This window comes from Streptomyces sp. NPDC043427 (assembly GCF_056436655.1).
This window is the reverse complement of record NZ_JBWKCC010000032.1, coordinates 16,186-32,973: the sequence shown is the minus strand read 5'-3', so window position 1 is coordinate 32,973 and position 16,788 is coordinate 16,186. Positions and strand designations below refer to the sequence as shown.

Genomic DNA, 16,788 nt, shown 5'->3' with positions numbered 1-16,788 from the left:
GGTATGAAGTCAAGTGCCCGCACCGCTTGCCCTGCATACCCCACAGGGGTATACATGAGTCACGCCACAGATACCCCTACCCCGTATCCGGGGCGAGATCGTGACCGTGACCGAGATCGAGACCGACCAGGAGGAAAACCTCATGTGCCCCATGTCTTCGTCTTGCTGCTCCGCCGAAGCCGTCACCACGACGTACGCCGTCTCCGGCATGACCTGCGGCCACTGCAAGGCCACGCTCACCAAGGTCATCGGCGAGCTGGACGGCGTGACCGCGGTCGACGTCGACCTCGACACCGGCCGGGTCACCGTCACGAGCGCCGCCGAACCGGACGACGCGGTGATCGCCGAGGTCGTCGACGAGGCCGGCTACGAGCTGACCGGCCGGGCCTGACCCACACGTCCCCCGATGCCACCGGGACTTCCGGTTCCGGTGGCCCACCCGTACGAGGAGCAGCAGCCATGACCAGTACGACAACCGGCGCCGAAGTAGAGCTCGCCATCGGCGGCATGACCTGCGCCTCGTGCGCGGCGCGTATCGAGAAGAAGCTCAACCGCATGGACGGAGTCACCGCCACCGTCAACTACGCCACCGAGAAGGCCAAGGTCAGCTACGGCGGTGATGTCTCCGTCCAGGACCTGATAGACACCGTCGAGGCGACCGGATACACCGCGCAGGAGCCCGCCCCCGTACGCGCCCGGCCCGAGGAAGGCGACGAAACGGCGGCCGCGGACGACGAACTGCGGCCGCTGCGGGAGCGCTTGGTCACCGCGGTGGTGCTGGCGGTCCCCGTCGTCGCGATGGCGATGGTCCCGGCGCTGCAGTTCGAGTACTGGCAGTGGCTGTCCCTGACCCTCGCGGCACCCGTGGTGACGTACGCGGCCTGGCCCTTCCACAAGGCGGCCTTCACCAACGCGCGGCACGGCGCCGCCACCATGGACACGCTGATCTCGGTCGGCACGTCGGCCGCGTTCCTGTGGTCGCTGTGGGCACTGTTCTTCGGGACCGCGGGCATGCCCGGCATGACCCACCCGTTCGAGCTGACCATCACCCGCGCCGACGGCGCCGGGAACATCTACCTGGAGGCCGCCGCCGGTGTGACCGCCTTCATCCTGGCCGGGCGGTACTTCGAGGCGCGCTCCAAGCGGAAGGCCGGCGCGGCCTTGAAGGCGCTCCTGGAACTGGGCGCGAAGGACGTCACCCTGCTGCGCGCCGACGGTGGCGAACAGACCGTCCCCATCGCCGAATTGAAGGTCGGCGACCGCTTCCTCGTGCGCCCCGGCGAGAAGATCGCCACCGACGGGACGGTCGTCGAGGGCTCCTCCGCGGTGGACGCCTCCATGCTCACGGGCGAGTCCGTCCCCGTCGAGGTGGCGCCCGGCGACTCGGTCACCGGTGCCACGATCAACGCCGGCGGCCGTCTCGTCGTCGAAGCCACCCGGGTCGGGTCCGACACCCAACTGGCCCGGATGGCCAAGCTGGTCGAGGACGCGCAGAACGGCAAGGCCGCCGCGCAGCGGCTCGCGGACCGGATCTCCGCCGTCTTCGTGCCGATCGTGATCGCTCTCGCGCTGGGCACCCTGGGCTTCTGGCTGGGCAACGGCGCAGGGCTGACGGCCGCCTTCACCGCCGCGGTCGCCGTACTGATCATCGCCTGCCCGTGCGCCCTCGGCCTGGCCACGCCGACCGCGCTCCTGGTCGGCACCGGACGCGGCGCCCAGCTCGGCATCCTCATCAAGGGCCCCGAGGTCCTGGAGTCCACCCGCAAGGTCGACACCATCGTCCTCGACAAGACCGGCACCGTCACCACGGGCCGCATGACCCTGCTGGCGGTCCACCCCGCGGAAGGCGCCGACGAGGGCGAAGTCCTGCGACTGGCCGGCGCTTTGGAGCACTCCTCGGAGCATCCGATCGCCCGCGCCGTGGCCGACGGGGCACTGGCGAAGCTGGGCTCGCTGCCCACGCCCGAGGACTTCGCGAACGTCCCCGGCCTCGGCGTGCAGGGCATCGTCGACGGCCACGCGGTCCTCGTCGGCCGGGAGCGGCTGCTCGCCGACTGGGCCATGGAACTGCCGGAGAGGCTGGCGCAGGCCAAGACGGAAGCCGAGGCAGCCGGCCGTACGGCCATCGCGGTCGCCTGGGACGGTGAGGCGCGGGCGGTCCTGGAAGTGGCCGACGCGGTGAAGGAGACCAGCGCCGAGGCGATCACCCGGCTGCGCGCGCTGGGCCTGAGGCCGATCCTGCTGACCGGCGACAACGAGGCCGTGGCCGTGTCCGTCGCCCGCCAGGTGGGCATCGCGCCCGAGGACGTCATCGCCCAGGTGCTGCCTCAGGACAAGGTCGACGTCGTCAAACGCCTCCAGGACGAGGGCCGTTCGGTCGCGATGGTCGGCGACGGCGTCAACGACGCGGCCGCCCTCGCCCAGGCGGACCTGGGACTGGCCATGGGCACGGGCACGGACGCGGCCATCGAGGCCGGGGACCTGACCCTCGTACGAGGTGACCTGCGCGCCGCGGCCGACGCCATCCGCCTCGCCCGCAAGACTCTCGGCACCATCCGCTCCAACCTGTTCTGGGCCTTCGCCTACAACGTGGCCGCGCTCCCGCTCGCCGCCGCCGGCCTGCTCAACCCGATGATCGCCGGGGCGGCCATGGCCTTCTCCTCGGTCTTCGTCGTCGGCAACTCCCTGCGCCTGCGCTCCTTCCAGGCCGCCCGTTGAGCCATCCACAGCATCAGACGCCGGCCGGGTGCTCATGTCCCGGCCGGTTTATCATCGCCCGGTGAACACCTACTGGCACGTCGTTCTGCCCCCGCTCTGCGCCTGACGGGCGCAGAGACTGGCGGCTTGATCCCCAGCCCCGGCTGACCGACACGGCGGTCCGGGATATGTGTCGTGCGCCCGTTTCGGATCCGGTCCCAGACGCATTCGACGACGGAAGACAACGACTGTGCCGAACCGCACGACCCCTCTGACTCCCGCGCGCCCGGCCGCCTCCGGCCCGCGCCCTTCGCGTGGCAGGCTCCTCAGCGGCCCCGCACCCATCCTCGCCTCGGCCGTGCTGTGGGGCACGACCGGGACCGCGAGTTCCCTGGCGCCCGACGACGCACCGGCGGCGGCCATCGGCTGCGCCGGGCTCACCCTCGGCGGCATCCTGATGTTCCTCACCTCCCGCGGCGCCCGCGCGTTGCCCGCCGCCTGTACGCGCGCCGAGCGGTGGCTGCTCGTCCTCGGCGCACTGGCCGTGGCCGGGTATCCGGTCACCTTCTACCCGGCGGTGGCCCGCATCGGCGTGGCCGTGGCCACCGTGATCGCGCTGGGCAGCGCGCCGGTCTTCGCCGGACTGCTGGCCTGGATCACAGGACAGGCCCGGCCGACCGCCCGCTGGTCCTGCGCCACCACGGCCGCCGTGCTGGGCTGCACCCTTCTCGTGCTGGGCCCCGAACTCACCGGGCAGGCCACGCCGATGGACGTGCCGGGCGTCGTACTCGCCGTGGGCGCAGGGCTGTCGTACGCCGCCTACTCGCTGATCGGCGGCAGGCTCATCACCCGCGGGCACCCGTCCGACGCGGTGATGGGCGTGCTGTTCGGCGCGGCCGGGCTGCTGGTCCTGCCGCTCGTGCTCTTCGTCGACCTGCGCTGGCTCGCCACCATCCGCGGCGCGGCGGTAGCGGTGTACCTCGCCCTGTTCACCGTCTGCGTGGCCTACCGGCTCTTCGGGCACGGACTGCGCCACACCCCCGCGTCGATGGCCACCGCGCTGACCCTCGCCGAGCCCGCCGTCGCGGCGATTCTGGGAGTCACCGCCCTCGGCGAACGCCTACCGGTCGCCTCCTGGTGCGGGCTGGCTGTCCTCGCTGCGGGCCTGCTCCTGCTGACCGCCCCCGCCGGGGCCGGCCGACAAAAGCGCTAGGGCCTCTCGTTTGGATCAGGCCGGATCAGGGCCCGCGAGCCCGGCATGATCCAAACGAGAGGCCCTAGCCCACCGGTTGGCGTTCGTCGCGGTGGACGACCGTGATGTGGTGTTCGGCGCCAGGGGTCTCCAGTTCGTCGAGTACGGCGACGGCCAGGTCCTCGGCGCTGATCCACGACCGCCCGTCGGCGCCGGTGAGCAGGGTGTCGGTGCCCCGCCGATAGCAACCGGTTCGTTCGCCGGGCTCCAGCAAGGCCGGTGGGCTCATATAGACCCAGTCGGCACCGGCACGGGCCTGGCAGGTCCGCAGCTGAGCGATGCCGGCGGCGGCGACGGCCCTCAGGTCGGCGGGCACATACGCGGGGTTGTCGGCGACCAGCAGCTCGTGGTCGTCGGGGCTGCGCAACGCACCGGCGCCGCCGACCACGAGGGTGCGGATCCCGAGCCGGGCGGCCACGTCGAGCACCGTGGAGGTGGCGTCGACCAGGAACTCCTGGTCGACCGGGATGGTCCGCACGGTCAGTACGACGGCGTCCGCGGCGCCGTGCGAGGCACAGCCCGCGAGCGCCTCGCCCACGGCGTGCGAGTCGCGCGCGTCGACGGCGACCGGCGTCACGTCCGGATCGTCACTCGCGGGCTTCCGGGACAGGGCGAGCACCCGGTGCCCGCGAGCACCGGCCTCGGCGATCACCCGGCTGCCGACCATCCCGGTGGCACCGAGCACGGCGATCCTCATGCCTGGCTTCCTGGAACCTGTCATCGTCATGCCCGACCCCGCCGAACCCGTATGCAACGCCGTCCTCCTGGAAACTGGTTCTCACGAACCTGGTCCTCACGAACCTGGTCGTCACTGATGTGATCTCCACGCATGCGGTCGACTCGCTGGCTCGGCGCATTGAGCTGCGCGGCGAGCAACGCGGCCAGGGCGAGGACGAAACCAAGGGTCTGCGACAGGCTCAGTGACTCGCCGAGCGCGATGCCGACGACGGTCGCGACCAGCGGAGACAGCAGTACCAGCGGCGCGGAGGCGCCGACCGGCAGCTTTCCGATCCCGCGGAACCACAGCATGTGCGCGATCAGCCCTCCCATGCTGCCGAGCCACAGGTAGCCGACGACCGCTCCGGCGTCGATCCGTGGTGGCCCCCCCTCGATCGCGAAAGCGAGAGGGAGGAGCAGCAGCCCTCCGGCCGTCAGTTGCCAGCCCGCCAGGGTGAGCGGGCCGACCCCCGCGGGACTGCCCCAGCGTTTGATGAGGACGACGCCGCCGGCCATGGTGGCCGTACCGCCGAGGCCGGCGAGGATCCCTACGACGTCCAGTCGGGCCGCCGGCCCCAGTACGACGAGTCCGACACCGACCACGCCGATCACACCCCAGATCCATCGCCAGGCTGTCGGCCGGTCGCCGAGCACCGCCACGGCCAACCCGGCGACCAGCAGCGGCTGGGTGGCGCCGAGGGTGGCGGCCATCCCTCCGGGGAGTCGTTCGGCCGCCAGGAACAGGAGGGGATACAGGGCGCCGATGTTGAGCACGCCCAGGACGGCGGCCTTCCACCACCAGTCCCCGCGCGGGAGCACCCGGGTGATCGCGAGGCCGATCAGCCCGGCGGGCAGGGCGCGCATCAGCCCGGCGAACAGCGGATGCCCCGGTGGTAACAGCTCCGTGGTCACGGCGTACGTGGTGCCCCACGCCGCTGGGGCGAGTGCGGTCAGTGCGACGGTCGCCGTTCGCTGCGCGTACGGCGCGTACTGCGTGTACGAGGAGCGCGGCGGGCCCGGTGACCGCTCGGTCAAGGTCTGCATGGGATGAAGTCTCAGCGGCAACGGCCATGAATCCAACACATGCTTGCGATGGCAGCTATGAATAGTCACGATGACTGTGTGGATCTTCAGCAGATGCGCTACGTCGTCGCCGTCGCCGAAACGCGCAACTTCACCCGCGCCGCGGAGCGCTGCTCCGTGGTGCAGTCGTCGCTCAGTCACCGGATCGCCGGCCTGGAGCGGGAGCTCGGGGTCAAGCTGTTCGCCCGGTCCAGCCGCCGCGTCGAGCTGACCAGTGCCGGAGAAGCGTTCCTCGTCGGCGCACGCGAGTGCCTGGCCGCCGCCGACCGCGCGGCCGCCGACGCCGCCGCCGCGACCGGTGTCGTACGCGGTCGGCTCGCCGTCGGCGTGATCGTGACCACAGCTGCCGTCGACGTACCAGAGTTGTTGCAGCGGTACCGCGCCCTGCACCCGGACGTCCGCGTCGTCCTCCGCTCGGGACGCAGCGACGAACTGGCGGCCGCTGTCCGCGACGGCGATCTGGACATCGCCTTCCTGGGCCTGCCGGAGGGCGAACGGCCATCAGGTGTGGAAGCCGTGGTCCTCGATCACGACGAGCACGTGCTGGTGGTGGCGGCCGGCCACCGGCTGGCGGGCGGGCGCGAGGTGACGCTGGAGGAGATCGCCGAGGAGACGTTCGTGGACTTCGTGCACGGGACGCCCGCCCGGGCCCAGTCCGACGAGGCGTTCTCCGCCGCGGGACTGGTCCGCGACGTCGCGTACGAGGCGGGCGTCGTCGAGCTGATCACGCGACTGGTCGCACGCGGCCTCGGCGTCGCGCTGCTGCCGTCGGCGTTCATCGGACCGCTGGCCGCCGACGACCCCGAGCTGGCGCTGGTGCCGGTGGTCGACGGGCCGCACCGGGTCGAGTATCTGGCGTGGAGCCTCTTCAACCCCAGCCCGGCCACCAGGGCGATGCTCGCCGTCCTCGGGGTCGTACGGCAGGCGGCCCAGGAGTCGTACGGCAGCGCGGAGCGGCTCGCCCCCTAGGAGGGGCACGACGACCTCGCCCTCCGCCCGCCGGGGTCAGTCCCGCCTGACCACGCACAGGGCCCAGATGACGAACCCGTACAGGGCGATCAGCGTGAGTGACCAGACCGGGTAGTACGGGATGGACAGGAAGTTGGCGATGATCAGCAGCGCCGCGATGCCGACTCCGACGACCCTGGCCCAGGTGGCCACCGCGAACAGGCCGAAACTCACCAGGAGCGCTACGACGCCGAGTATCAGCTGGATCCAGCCCCAGCTCGTCAGGTCGAACTTGAAGACGTAGTTGGGGGTGCTCACGAAGACCTCGTCGTCGGCGATCGCCATGATGCCCCGGAACAGGTCGAGGATTCCGGCGACGAACAGCATGACGGCGGCGAACAGGGTGAGACCGGTGGCGCCGGTATGGGTGCCTGCCGTCCCGCGGTGCGGTGTGGCGGTGGTGGCCATGGATGCTTCTCCGTTCGTGCCTCGGTTGTTGAGGACTGGCTTGAGCACTGCACTCAGCAGCACTGCATGGAGCACTGCCTCGGTCGCTGAGCGCGATCACGCCTTGGAGGCGGCCTCCGCCGCTTCGAGCGAGGCGATGACCGCCTGTACGGGAAGCCGCCCGGAAGCGACCAGTTCGGCTCCGCCGCGGCGCAGTGCGGCGGCGAAGGGGGCGGCCCAAACGTTCTCGTAGATCAGGAGACCGGCGGAGTTGCCGGGCTCCACGGCGGCGGCCGCTTCCTCCAGGTCGTCCTGGCCGAGCAGGCCGGAGTGGACGCCTTCGAAGACCGCGAGATCGAGCTTGCCGTCGCCGGTGAGGTCGGCGATCTCCAGCGCGGTCACCGAACCGTCCTCGTCCTTCCTGATGAACACCAGGTCGAGGATCCGGATGAGGCCGCGGTCCACGAGATCGACCAGCAGGGGAAACCCCTCGCCTGTCATCCGGTTGCCGGGAAACTCCACCACGATGTAGTCGATGGGTCCCGTGTCGACGAGTCCCATGTAGTCGCTCTGCTGGCTCACGACTCACCTCTTGTGCTCGTGGGTCCCCCGAATTCCCATTGCAGCACCGGACCCGGACGGGCGCACCCGGGCCCCGGGTAGCTGGGCAAATCAGTCGGACATACCATGAAATGTCCTCTGTGTGCCGAAGACGGAATCCTCCGAAGACGGAATCCCACCATGAGCGAAACCCATCGGACCGGCCACCACCTACGGCACAGCACACCGGAAGAACGAGCCGCGTTCGGCAAGGCCGCCCGGTCGACGGCCCCGCGCTCCGCGCATGCCGAGTACGTCCCGCCGCCGAAACGCACCGACCCGGTGGATGTCATCGAGACGCAGTCGGCGAAACGGATCCCGGAACTCGTACCGATCCGCTACGGCAGGATGAGCGAGTCGCCGTTCCGCTTCTATCGCGGAGCCGCCGCCATCATGGCCGCGGACCTCGCCGACACCCCCCGCAGCGGTATCCGCGCCCAGTTGTGCGGCGACGCCCACATGCTGAACTTCCGGCTGCTGGCCTCCCCCGAACGCCGTCTGATGTTCGACATCAACGACTTCGACGAGACGCTGCCGGGCCCGTGGGAGTGGGACGTCAAGCGGCTGTCGGCGAGCCTGGTCATCGCGGGCCGGGCGAACGGCTTCAGCGGCAAGGAGCGGGCGTCCGCGGTGCTGGCGGCCGTACGGTCCTACCGCGAGCGCATGCGGACCTTCGCCGGGCTGGGCAATCTCGCGGTCTGGTACACACGCTTCGACGCCGACGAGCTGCAGAAGCAGTTCGCGCCGGCCATCAGCGCCGGGGACCGCGACCGCTGGGAGCAGGCCCGGGAGCGGGCCCGCGCGCACGACACCCTGCAGGCCTTCGACAAACTGACCCATGTCGTCGGCGGACAGCGCCAGATCGCTCCCGACCCGCCGCTTCTCGTACGGCTCGCGGACCTGCTCCCCGGCACCGAAGGGGGCGCGCTGGAGAAGGAGATCGGCCGCCTGATCGAGGGGTACGGCCGGACCATGGCGTCCGATCGGCGCTTCCTGCTGGAGAGCTACCGGGTCGCCGACATGGCCCGCAAGGTCGTCGGGGTGGGCAGCGTGGGGACGCGCTGCTGGATCGTGCTGCTGCTGGGCAGGGACGACGAGGACCCGCTCTTCCTCCAGGCCAAGGAGGCGGACGAGTCGGTGCTGGCGCCCTACGCCGGCGCGAGCACCTTCGTCTCTCAGGGCGAGCGGGTCGTCGCCGGCCAGCGGCTGATGCAGGCCACCAGCGACATCTTCCTTGGCTGGGAACGCGTCCACGGCATAGACGGGCGACGCCGGGACTTCTACGTACGGCAACTGCGGGACTGGAAGGGCGTCGCGGTGACCGAGAACATGTCACCGCGGCAGATGCGCCTCTTCGCCGAGCTGTGCGGCGCCACGCTGGCCCGCGCCCACGCCCGGTCCGGTGACCGGATCGCGATCGCCGCCTACCTGGGCTCCGGCGACGTCTTCGACCGCGCCCTGGCGACGTTCGCCGAGCGGTACGCGGACCAGAACGAGAAGGACCACCAGGCACTGCTCGACGCGATCGAGGCGGGACGGGTGACGGCCGAAGCGGCCTGAGACGGCCTACTCCCCGATCGTCGCCACCGAGACGGCCTACTCCTCGATCGTCGCCACCGCGTCGACGCCGGACCGCCGCAGCGTCCGCTGGACGTCGCGGCGGGCGCCGCGGACCGTGAGGGCGGCCGGTGCCGGTGCACGCGTCGCCGCACGGAGCAGGGCGAAGGCGCACGAGAGGTCGAGCCGTTCCAGACCGTTCATGTCCAGCGTCCAGACAGCGGCCTGTTCCAGACGCTGGTCGAGGAGCAGTACTTCCAGCTCGGACAGCGCTTGGGAGTCCAGGACACCGGCGAAGGCCAGAACGGCGTGCCGCCCGTCGACCTCGACGATCCTCACCGTCCCCGTCCGGTCCGGCACGGGGTGTTCGTCAGCCACGGCGACCTCCTCGGCAGCCAGTCCAGGTGTCCCCCCATTCTCTCCGCCTGGAGGCCCGCTCGCCCACAGCGAGGTTCACCTCACCCCCACCACCCGCAGCACCCCCACCACCACCGCCCGGGCCACCGCCACCACCTCTCGCACGTCCACGTGTTCGCGCGGGCTGTGCGCCACGCCGATGTCGCCCGGGCCGAACTGGAGGGTGGGGATGCCGGCTCCGGCGTAGAGGCGCAGGTCGCTGCCGTAGGTGGCGCCGCGTTCCCGGGCGGCCGGGGCGCCGCCGGTGTCGGCGTAGGCGTGGCGCACCACGTCACGCAGCGGGTGGTCCTGCGGGAGGCGGCCACTGGCGAACTGGCCGCCGGGCCAGGTCACCGTGGCCGGGTGGTCGCGCAGCCACGGGTCGGAGGCGCAGGCCTCCCGGACGCAGCGTTCCAACTCGGCGCGGGCGGAGGCGGGTTCCTCACCGAGGCGGACTCCGAGGCGGCCTTCGGCGACCAGCAGGTCGGGGACGCTGCTCGCCCAGTCGCCGGAGTGGAGGGTGCCGACGGACAGGGCGTACGGGATCGGGTACTCGGCCATCAGCGGGTGCGGGTCGCGGTTGCGGTCGGCCTCCAGGCCGGCCAGCGCGCGGTGCAGCGGCAGATACGCGTCGATCGCGCTGACCCCGGCCTCCCGCGAACTGGCGTGGGCCGCCTTGCCGGGGACGGTGATCCGGAACGTCAGCGCCCCGGCGTTGGCGGTGATCAGCGTCCCGCCCGTCGGCTCGGCGATGACGCAGGCGTCGCCCCGGTGCCCGCGCCGCAGCGTGCCGAACGCTCCGAGGCCGCCGTCCTCCTCGCCCACCACGAAGTGCGCGGCGACCCGGCCGCGCAGCCGCAGCCCGGCCGTGCGTATCGCCTCCAGCGCGGCGAGGTGCGCCACCAGGCCGGCCTTCATGTCACAGGCACCACGGCCGTGCACCAGGTTCCCGGTCGCCCTCGGCACGAACGGATCGCCCTGCCAGGCCGCCCGGTCCCCGGGGGGTACGACGTCCACGTGGCCCTGAAGGATCAGCGCCGGGCCGTCGCTGCCGTCCCCGGTGGTGCCGACCAGGCCCCACGCCTCGTCCCGGGGCACCTCGATGCCGGGGAAGCCGGGGTCCGCGAGCAGCGACGGCAGGTCCATGGACCACAGGTCGACGTCCAGGCCGAGCCGCGCCAGCCGCCCCGCGAGATGGTGCTGAACCTCCGACTCGGCGGCACTCCCCGTCACGCTCGGAATCGCGATCAGCTCCATGAGCGTCCGCGCCACCGCCGACTCGTCGATCGCCGCGACCGCCGCGGCCTCCTCGTCACTCAGCACGCCGACCCCACCCCACTCCGTCTCCGGTGCGACCGCGGGTCGCCCCGAACAGCCCCGGACAGTCACATGCTCATCCCGGCACGCTCGTACGCTGCGGCCGCGGTCACCCTGTCATACGCCCCCACCCCGCGCCCCCGGCTCCCCGCCCACCGTGAACCCGATCACCGTCCCGCCGCCCTCCCGCCGGACGGCGAACGGCGCTCCCCCGTGCGCCAGTGCCACCTCCCGCACGATGGACAGGCCGAGCCCGGAGCCGGGCAGGGCGCGCGCGTCGGCGGCGCGGTAGAAGCGGTCGAAGACGCGGACCAGGTCGGCCTCCGCGATGCCGGGCCCACGGTCCAGGACCTCGACACGGACCGCCGCCCCGGGGGTGTCGAGACCGGTCACCGCGATCTCGACGGGAAACCTGCCCTCGCGGTCGAACTTCGACGCGTTCTCCACCAGGTTCGACACCGCCCGCGTCAGCATCCCCGGCCGCCCGTCCGTCGTCGTGTCGCCGCTCGTGCGGAGCACGATCTCCCGCCCGGTACGGCGGCGGGCGAGGCCCGCGACGTCCTCCGCGATGTCGGCGAGGTCGACTCGCTGCGGCGGCTCCGTGTCGGACTGCCCGGCCGCCAGGTCGACGAGCTCGTTGACCAGGTCGGTCAGCTCGCGGGCCTCCTGGGTGAGATCGGCGACCAGGTCCTCACGGGTCGCCGGGGGCAGCTCGTCGATGCGCCGCAGCAGCGAGATGTTCGTCCGCAGCGAGGTCAGCGGCGTACGCAGCTCGTGCCCCGCGTCCTGCACCAGGCGGCGCTGGTCCTCCTCCGACTGGGCGAGGCGGCCGAGCATGCGGTCGAAGGCACGGCCGAGGCGGCCCACCTCGTCGTAACCGGTGACGGGGACCTCGATGCCGAGCCGACGGGTGCGGGCGACGTCCTCGGCGGCCGAGGTGAGGACGATCAGGCGCCGGGTGATGCGCCGGGCCAGCCACCAGCCGACCAGGCCCGCCGCGACCACCACCGCGATCATCAGCACCAGGGTCCGTTGCTGGAGCGCCCGCAGCAGGTCCTCGGTGTCGCTGAACTCCTGCGCGACCTGCACCGCACCCCGCGCCCCGCCGAGCGAAACGGTCGCGACCCGGTAGATGTCGCTGCCGACGTCGACGTCCTTGTGCTCGGCCAGGCGCCCGGCGCTCGCCGCGGCGGCGATCCTCCGGTCGCCTGCGATCACGGGCAGCGGCGGGCTGCCCGGGTCGACCACCCCGCCGTCGGGGCCCAGCACCTGTACGTCGGTACGGGCCGGACGGACGAGGTCGTGGCCCGGCGCGGAGGAGGAGAAGTCGTCGGGGGTCATCCGGTGCTGACGCACCTCGTCCCGCAGGTCCTGCACGACCTCGTCGAACACCGACTGCTGGTCCACGCGCACCAGCCGGGCGGCCGCGCTGTAGGACAGGATGCCGACGAGGACGGTGACGGCGGCGGTGACGGCCGCGAACGACACCGCGAAGGTGGTGCGCAGGGAGACGAGGTGGGCCCGCCGACTCGCCGACAGCCGCCCGAGGCGGCCCACTCAGTCCTCCCGCAGCACGTAACCCACGCCCCGCACGGTGTGGATCAGCTGCGGCGCGCCGGGCTGGTCGAGCTTGCGGCGCAGGTAGCCGACGTACACGGCGAGGTTCTTGGAGCCGGGGCCGAAGTCGTAACCCCAGATCCGGTCGTAGATGGTGGAGTGGTCGAGGACGATGCCCGCGTTGCGGACCAGAAGCTCCAGGAGCTCGAACTCCGTCCGGGTCAGCTCCAGCTCACGGCCACCCCGCCAGGCCCGCCGCGCCTGCGGGTCCATGCGCAGGCCGGCGGCCTCGATGTGACGGCCGGTGGGGAGGGGCTCCCTGCGGGCCTCGGGGGTGATGACCTCACCGGCGGAGCCGCTGGAGCCGACGGAGTTCGTGGCGCTGTTGGAGCCGACCGGGCTCGTGCGGCGCAGCAGGGCGCGCAGGCGGGCGAACACCTCCTCCACGTCGAACGGCTTGACCACGTAGTCGTCGGCGCCCGCGTCCAGACCGGCGATACGGTCCGCGGTCTCCACCAGAGCCGTGAGCATGAGGATCGGCGTGCGGTCGCCCTCGGCGCGCAGCACCCGGCAGACCTGCAGGCCGTCGATGCCGGGCATCATCACGTCGAGGACGAGCACGTCCGGCGGGGTCTTGTGGGCGTGCGCCAGCGCCTCCACGCCGTCGGCGACCGCGGTGACCCGGTAGCCCTCCAGCGTCAGGGCCCGTTCCAGGGCGTGACGGATGGCGCGGTCGTCTTCGGCGAGGAGCACTGTCTGGGGCACGCCCCCAGTGTGCCCCGGCCCACGACGGTACGGCCGTGGCGAGGGCTGCTGCGACCACCCTTTTTACCGGCCTCTCACCGTCCAGAAGCCAACCCGAACCGACCCCCCTGTCGTCTTCTCACCAGCACGCCCTGCTCCCCCGCAGCTCACGCCGTCGGCCGCAGCGCGGCGAGCTGCTCGGCGAACGGCACGACCTCCAGATCGGGGTCGCCCTTGGCGGGCTGGGCCACCAGCCCCGCCATCAGCCCGGCCAGCTCCCCCGCCGCCCGCTCGATCCGCTCGGGCAGCCCCGCCGCGCCCCAGTCCTCCGAGGCGGCGTACACCGCGGTCGGTACGACGACGGCCCGTAGGTAGGAGAAAAGGGGCCGCAGGGCGTGCTCCAGGACGAGGGAGTGGCGGGCGCTGCCGCCGGTCGCGGCGATCAGCACCGGCTTTCCGCTGAGCGCGTCCGGATCGATGACGTCGAAGAAGGACTTGAACAGCCCGCTGTACGAGGCCGAGAACACCGGGGTGACGACGATCAGCCCGTCGGCCCCGGTCACCGCGTCGATCGCGGCGCTCAGACCGCGCCCCGGGAACCCGTTGGTGAAATTGTGCGCGATCTCCACGGCGAGGTCGCGCAGCTCCACGACCCGTACGTCGGCCGAGGTCCGCCCCGCGGTGGCCGCCGCCAGCCGGTCGGCCAGCAGCCGGGTCGACGACGGGACGCTCAGCCCCGCCGAGACGACGACGAGCTTCATGCGACGGTCTCCTTCCGCGCGGCGGTGAGCAGGGACCGGTGGGTCGGCGCCTCGGGCACGTCGGCCGGCCGCCGCTTGGCGAACTCCTCGCGCAGCACCGGCACGACCTCCTCACCGAGCATGTCGAGCTGCTCCAGGACGGTCTTCAGCGGCAGCCCGGCGTGGTCCACCAGGAACAGCTGACGCTGGTAGTCACCGGCGTACTCCCGGAAGCTCAGCGTCTTCTCGATGACCTGCTGCGGGGAGCCCACGGTCAGCGGGGTCTGGTCGGTGAAGTCCTCCAGGGAGGGCCCGTGCCCGTAGACCGGCGCGACGTCGAAGTAGGGCCGGAACTCACGCACCGCGTCCTGGGAGTTCTTCCGCATGAACACGTGACCGCCCAGGCCGACGATCGCCTGCTCGGCCGTGCCGTGCCCGTAGTGGGCGTACCGGGTCCGGTACAGCTCGACCATCCGCTTGGTGTGGTCGGCCGGCCAGAAGATGTTGTTGTGGAAGAAGCCGTCGCCGTAGTACGCGGCCTGCTCGGCGATCTCCGGGGAGCGGATGGAGCCGTGCCAGACGAACGGCGGGACACCGTCCAGCGGCCGGGGCGTGGACGTGAAGCCCTGGAGCGGCGTACGGAACTTGCCCTCCCAGTCCACGACGTCCTCGCGCCACAGCCGGTGCAGCAGGGCGTAGTTCTCGATGGCGAGGTTGATGCCCTGCCGGATGTCCTGGCCGAACCACGGGTAGACCGGGCCGGTGTTGCCGCGGCCCATCATCAGGTCCACGCGCCCGTCGGCCAGGTGCTGGAGCATCGCGAAGTCCTCGGCGATCTTCACCGGGTCGTTGGTGGTGATGAGGGTGGTCGAGGTGGAGAGGATCAGCTTCTCCGTCCGCGCCGCGACATATCCGAGCATGGTCGTCGGGGACGACGGCACGAACGGCGGGTTGTGGTGCTCGCCGGTGGCGAAGACGTCGAGCCCGACCTCCTCGGCCTTCAGCGCGATGGCGACCATGGCCTTGATGCGCTCGCGCTCGCTCGGCGTACGACCCGTGGTGGGGTCCGGCGTGACGTCGCCGACGCTGAAGATCCCGAACTGCATGGTCGCTCACCCTCCGAAGTTGTTGACCGTTCAACTATACCGCTCAACGATCGGCCTCGTCCCCTTATTCCATTGACCCACCCAGGTCTTCCCCGCCATATTCATCTGCGTGACACAGATACTGCATGACGAAAAAGAGGGACCATCCCTCCCCGCCCGCACCCGCTGGGCGATCCTGGCCGTCGTCCTCGCCGCCGACGTCCTCGACCTCCTCGACGCCACGATCACCAACATCGCCGCCCCGACCATCACCGCCGACCTCGGCGGCGGCCCCGCGCTCGTCCAGTGGCTCGGCGCCGGCTACGCCCTCGCGCTCGGCGTGCTGCTCGTGCCCGGCGGACGGCTCGGCGACAAGTACGGGCGCCGACGCCTGTTCCTGACCGGACTTGTCGGCTTCGTCGTCGCCTCCCTGGCCTGCGGCCTCGCCCAGAACCCGGAGCAACTGGTCGCCGCCCGGCTCACCCAGGGCGCCTTCGGGGCCCTAGTCATCCCGCAGGGCTTCGGCATCCTCGCCGCCACCTGGCCACGCAACCAGATCGGCAAGGCGTTCAGCCTCTTCGGACCCGTGATGGGCCTGTCCGCCGTCGGCGGCCCGATCATCGCCGGCTTCCTCGTCGACGCAGACCTGGGCGGCCTCGGCTGGCGCCCGATGTTCCTCATCAACCTGCTCCTCGGTGGCGCCGCGCTACTCGCCGCGCTCCGGTTGCTCCCCCGCGACACCGGAACACCCGCCACGGTCGTCGACGGACCCGGCTCGGCCCTGCTCGGCGGTGCCATGCTCGGCCTGCTCGGCGGCCTCATCGACGGCTCCGCGCAGGGGTGGAACGCACGCCCGCTCACCCTGCTCGCCCTGGGCCTCGCCCTGTTCGCCGGCTTCTGCCACCGCCAGCGCACCGCCGCCCACCCGCTCATCCGGCCGGCCCTGCTGCGCAACCGCGGCTTCACCTCGGGTCTGCTCCTCGGCATCGTCGTCTTCGCCGCGGTCGCCGGCCTCCTCTACGCCGTCTCGCTCTACCTCCAGCGCGGCCTCGGCCGCACTCCCGCGGGCACCGCGCTCGGCCTGATCCCGCTGTCCGCCGGAATCGTCGTCGCCTCCATCGCCTGCTACCGGCTCATCCACACCCTCGGCCGCCGCCTCGTCCTCATCGGGCTGCTGATCATCCTGGCCGGGTGCGGCTGCCTCCTCGCCATGAACGTCGCCGACCTGACAGGCGGTTGGGCCCTGACCCCACCCCTGCTCGTCATCGGCCTCGGCATGGGCACCTGCTTCGGCACGGTCTACGACGTCACCATCGGCGACATAGCCCCCGACGAGGCGGGCAGCGCGAGCGGCTCCCTCAGCGCGGTCCAGCAACTCGCCAACGCGACCGGCGCGGCCGCCGTGACCACCGTCTACTTCCACGCGACCACCGACGGCGAGGCCCACGCCATGAACCTCAGCCTCACCGTGGTCGCCACGGCCATCGCCGTGTGCCTGCCCCTCGTACGGCTGCTGCCGCGCAGGGCACCACAGGAGCAGCAGCACTGAAGCCACAGCGCGCGGCTTCCTGTTGCGCCGCGCCGAGGGCGTGGTGCGAACGTCCCGCCTGCCCCGCGACACTCGGCGCGCGCGCTCGCCGCGCTGCCG

At 71.8% G+C, this 16,788-nt stretch carries 16 protein-coding genes; 6 read left to right on the top strand and 10 right to left on the bottom strand.

The window, feature by feature from the left end; genetic code table 11:
- Window positions 1-151 precede the first annotated feature (151 nt).
- The 3 genes from AC067M_RS36465 to AC067M_RS36455 all read left to right on the top strand — a co-directional run bounded on the left by AC067M_RS36465 (window position 152) and on the right by AC067M_RS36455 (window position 3,910).
- Window positions 152-391 carry a heavy-metal-associated domain-containing protein gene (locus tag AC067M_RS36465; protein ID WP_478701307.1) on the top strand — a complete coding sequence of 80 codons (240 nt, stop codon included), beginning with the start codon at window positions 152-154 and terminating at the stop codon, window positions 389-391.
- 68 nt (window positions 392-459) lie between these two features.
- Complete coding sequence (locus AC067M_RS36460) at window positions 460-2,718, top strand: heavy metal translocating P-type ATPase (RefSeq protein WP_478701306.1); 2,259 nt, start codon at window positions 460-462, stop codon at window positions 2,716-2,718.
- Window positions 2,719-2,947: 229 nt separating this feature from the next.
- Window positions 2,948-3,910: a DMT family transporter gene (locus AC067M_RS36455; protein ID WP_478701305.1), complete on the top strand. Its 963-nt coding sequence runs from the start codon at window positions 2,948-2,950 to the stop codon at window positions 3,908-3,910.
- 64 nt (window positions 3,911-3,974) lie between these two features.
- Here AC067M_RS36455 and AC067M_RS36450 read toward each other — a convergent pair whose 3' ends face one another.
- Together AC067M_RS36450 and AC067M_RS36445 are read right to left on the bottom strand one after the other, a co-directional pair.
- A complete protein-coding gene (locus tag AC067M_RS36450; RefSeq protein WP_478701304.1) occupies window positions 3,975-4,646 on the bottom strand; it encodes an NAD(P)-dependent oxidoreductase in 672 nt (223 codons plus the stop codon).
- Between the two features lie 26 nt (window positions 4,647-4,672).
- Window positions 4,673-5,710, bottom strand: a complete 1,038-nt coding sequence (locus AC067M_RS36445) for an EamA family transporter (RefSeq protein WP_478701303.1) — start codon at window positions 5,708-5,710, stop codon at window positions 4,673-4,675.
- A gap of 78 nt (window positions 5,711-5,788) precedes the next feature.
- On the opposite strand from AC067M_RS36445, the gene AC067M_RS36440 reads away from it, so the two are divergent.
- A complete protein-coding gene (locus tag AC067M_RS36440; protein ID WP_478701302.1) occupies window positions 5,789-6,718 on the top strand; it encodes a LysR family transcriptional regulator in 930 nt (309 codons plus the stop codon).
- Between the two features lie 36 nt (window positions 6,719-6,754).
- Here AC067M_RS36440 and AC067M_RS36435 read toward each other — a convergent pair whose 3' ends face one another.
- Window positions 6,755-7,165 (bottom strand): DUF7144 family membrane protein, encoded by a 411-nt coding sequence (locus AC067M_RS36435; RefSeq protein ID WP_478701301.1) that lies wholly within the window; start codon window positions 7,163-7,165, stop codon window positions 6,755-6,757.
- A gap of 96 nt (window positions 7,166-7,261) precedes the next feature.
- Window positions 7,262-7,705: a DUF6325 family protein gene (locus tag AC067M_RS36430; protein WP_478701394.1), complete on the bottom strand. Its 444-nt coding sequence runs from the start codon at window positions 7,703-7,705 to the stop codon at window positions 7,262-7,264.
- A gap of 180 nt (window positions 7,706-7,885) precedes the next feature.
- Between AC067M_RS36430 and AC067M_RS36425 the strand changes: the two genes are divergently transcribed.
- Window positions 7,886-9,304, top strand: coding sequence for a DUF2252 domain-containing protein (locus AC067M_RS36425; protein ID WP_478701300.1), 1,419 nt, complete (start codon window positions 7,886-7,888; stop codon window positions 9,302-9,304).
- Between the two features lie 36 nt (window positions 9,305-9,340).
- Here AC067M_RS36425 and AC067M_RS36420 read toward each other — a convergent pair whose 3' ends face one another.
- The 6 genes from AC067M_RS36420 to AC067M_RS36395 all read right to left on the bottom strand — a co-directional run bounded on the left by AC067M_RS36420 (window position 9,341) and on the right by AC067M_RS36395 (window position 15,161).
- Window positions 9,341-9,679: an STAS domain-containing protein gene (locus AC067M_RS36420; protein ID WP_478701299.1), complete on the bottom strand. Its 339-nt coding sequence runs from the start codon at window positions 9,677-9,679 to the stop codon at window positions 9,341-9,343.
- A 75-nt stretch (window positions 9,680-9,754) separates the two neighbouring features.
- Window positions 9,755-11,020, bottom strand: coding sequence for an ArgE/DapE family deacylase (locus tag AC067M_RS36415; protein ID WP_478701298.1), 1,266 nt, complete (start codon window positions 11,018-11,020; stop codon window positions 9,755-9,757).
- Between the two features lie 111 nt (window positions 11,021-11,131).
- Window positions 11,132-12,571, bottom strand: a complete 1,440-nt coding sequence (locus tag AC067M_RS36410) for a sensor histidine kinase (protein WP_478701297.1) — start codon at window positions 12,569-12,571, stop codon at window positions 11,132-11,134.
- The gene (locus tag AC067M_RS36405) at window positions 12,572-13,324 is read right to left on the bottom strand and encodes a response regulator transcription factor (protein WP_478701393.1); all 753 of its coding nucleotides are present in this window, start codon (window positions 13,322-13,324) and stop codon (window positions 12,572-12,574) included.
- 158 nt (window positions 13,325-13,482) lie between these two features.
- Window positions 13,483-14,076, bottom strand: a complete 594-nt coding sequence (locus AC067M_RS36400; protein ID WP_478701296.1) for an FMN reductase — start codon at window positions 14,074-14,076, stop codon at window positions 13,483-13,485.
- Window positions 14,073-15,161 (bottom strand): LLM class flavin-dependent oxidoreductase, encoded by a 1,089-nt coding sequence (locus AC067M_RS36395; protein ID WP_478701295.1) that lies wholly within the window; start codon window positions 15,159-15,161, stop codon window positions 14,073-14,075. The genes AC067M_RS36400 and AC067M_RS36395 overlap by 4 nt, the downstream gene beginning before the upstream one ends.
- A gap of 109 nt (window positions 15,162-15,270) precedes the next feature.
- Here AC067M_RS36395 and AC067M_RS36390 point away from each other — a divergent pair, with 109 nt between their 5' ends.
- Complete coding sequence (locus AC067M_RS36390; protein ID WP_478701294.1) at window positions 15,271-16,689, top strand: MFS transporter; 1,419 nt, start codon at window positions 15,271-15,273, stop codon at window positions 16,687-16,689.
- Window positions 16,690-16,788 lie beyond the last annotated feature (99 nt).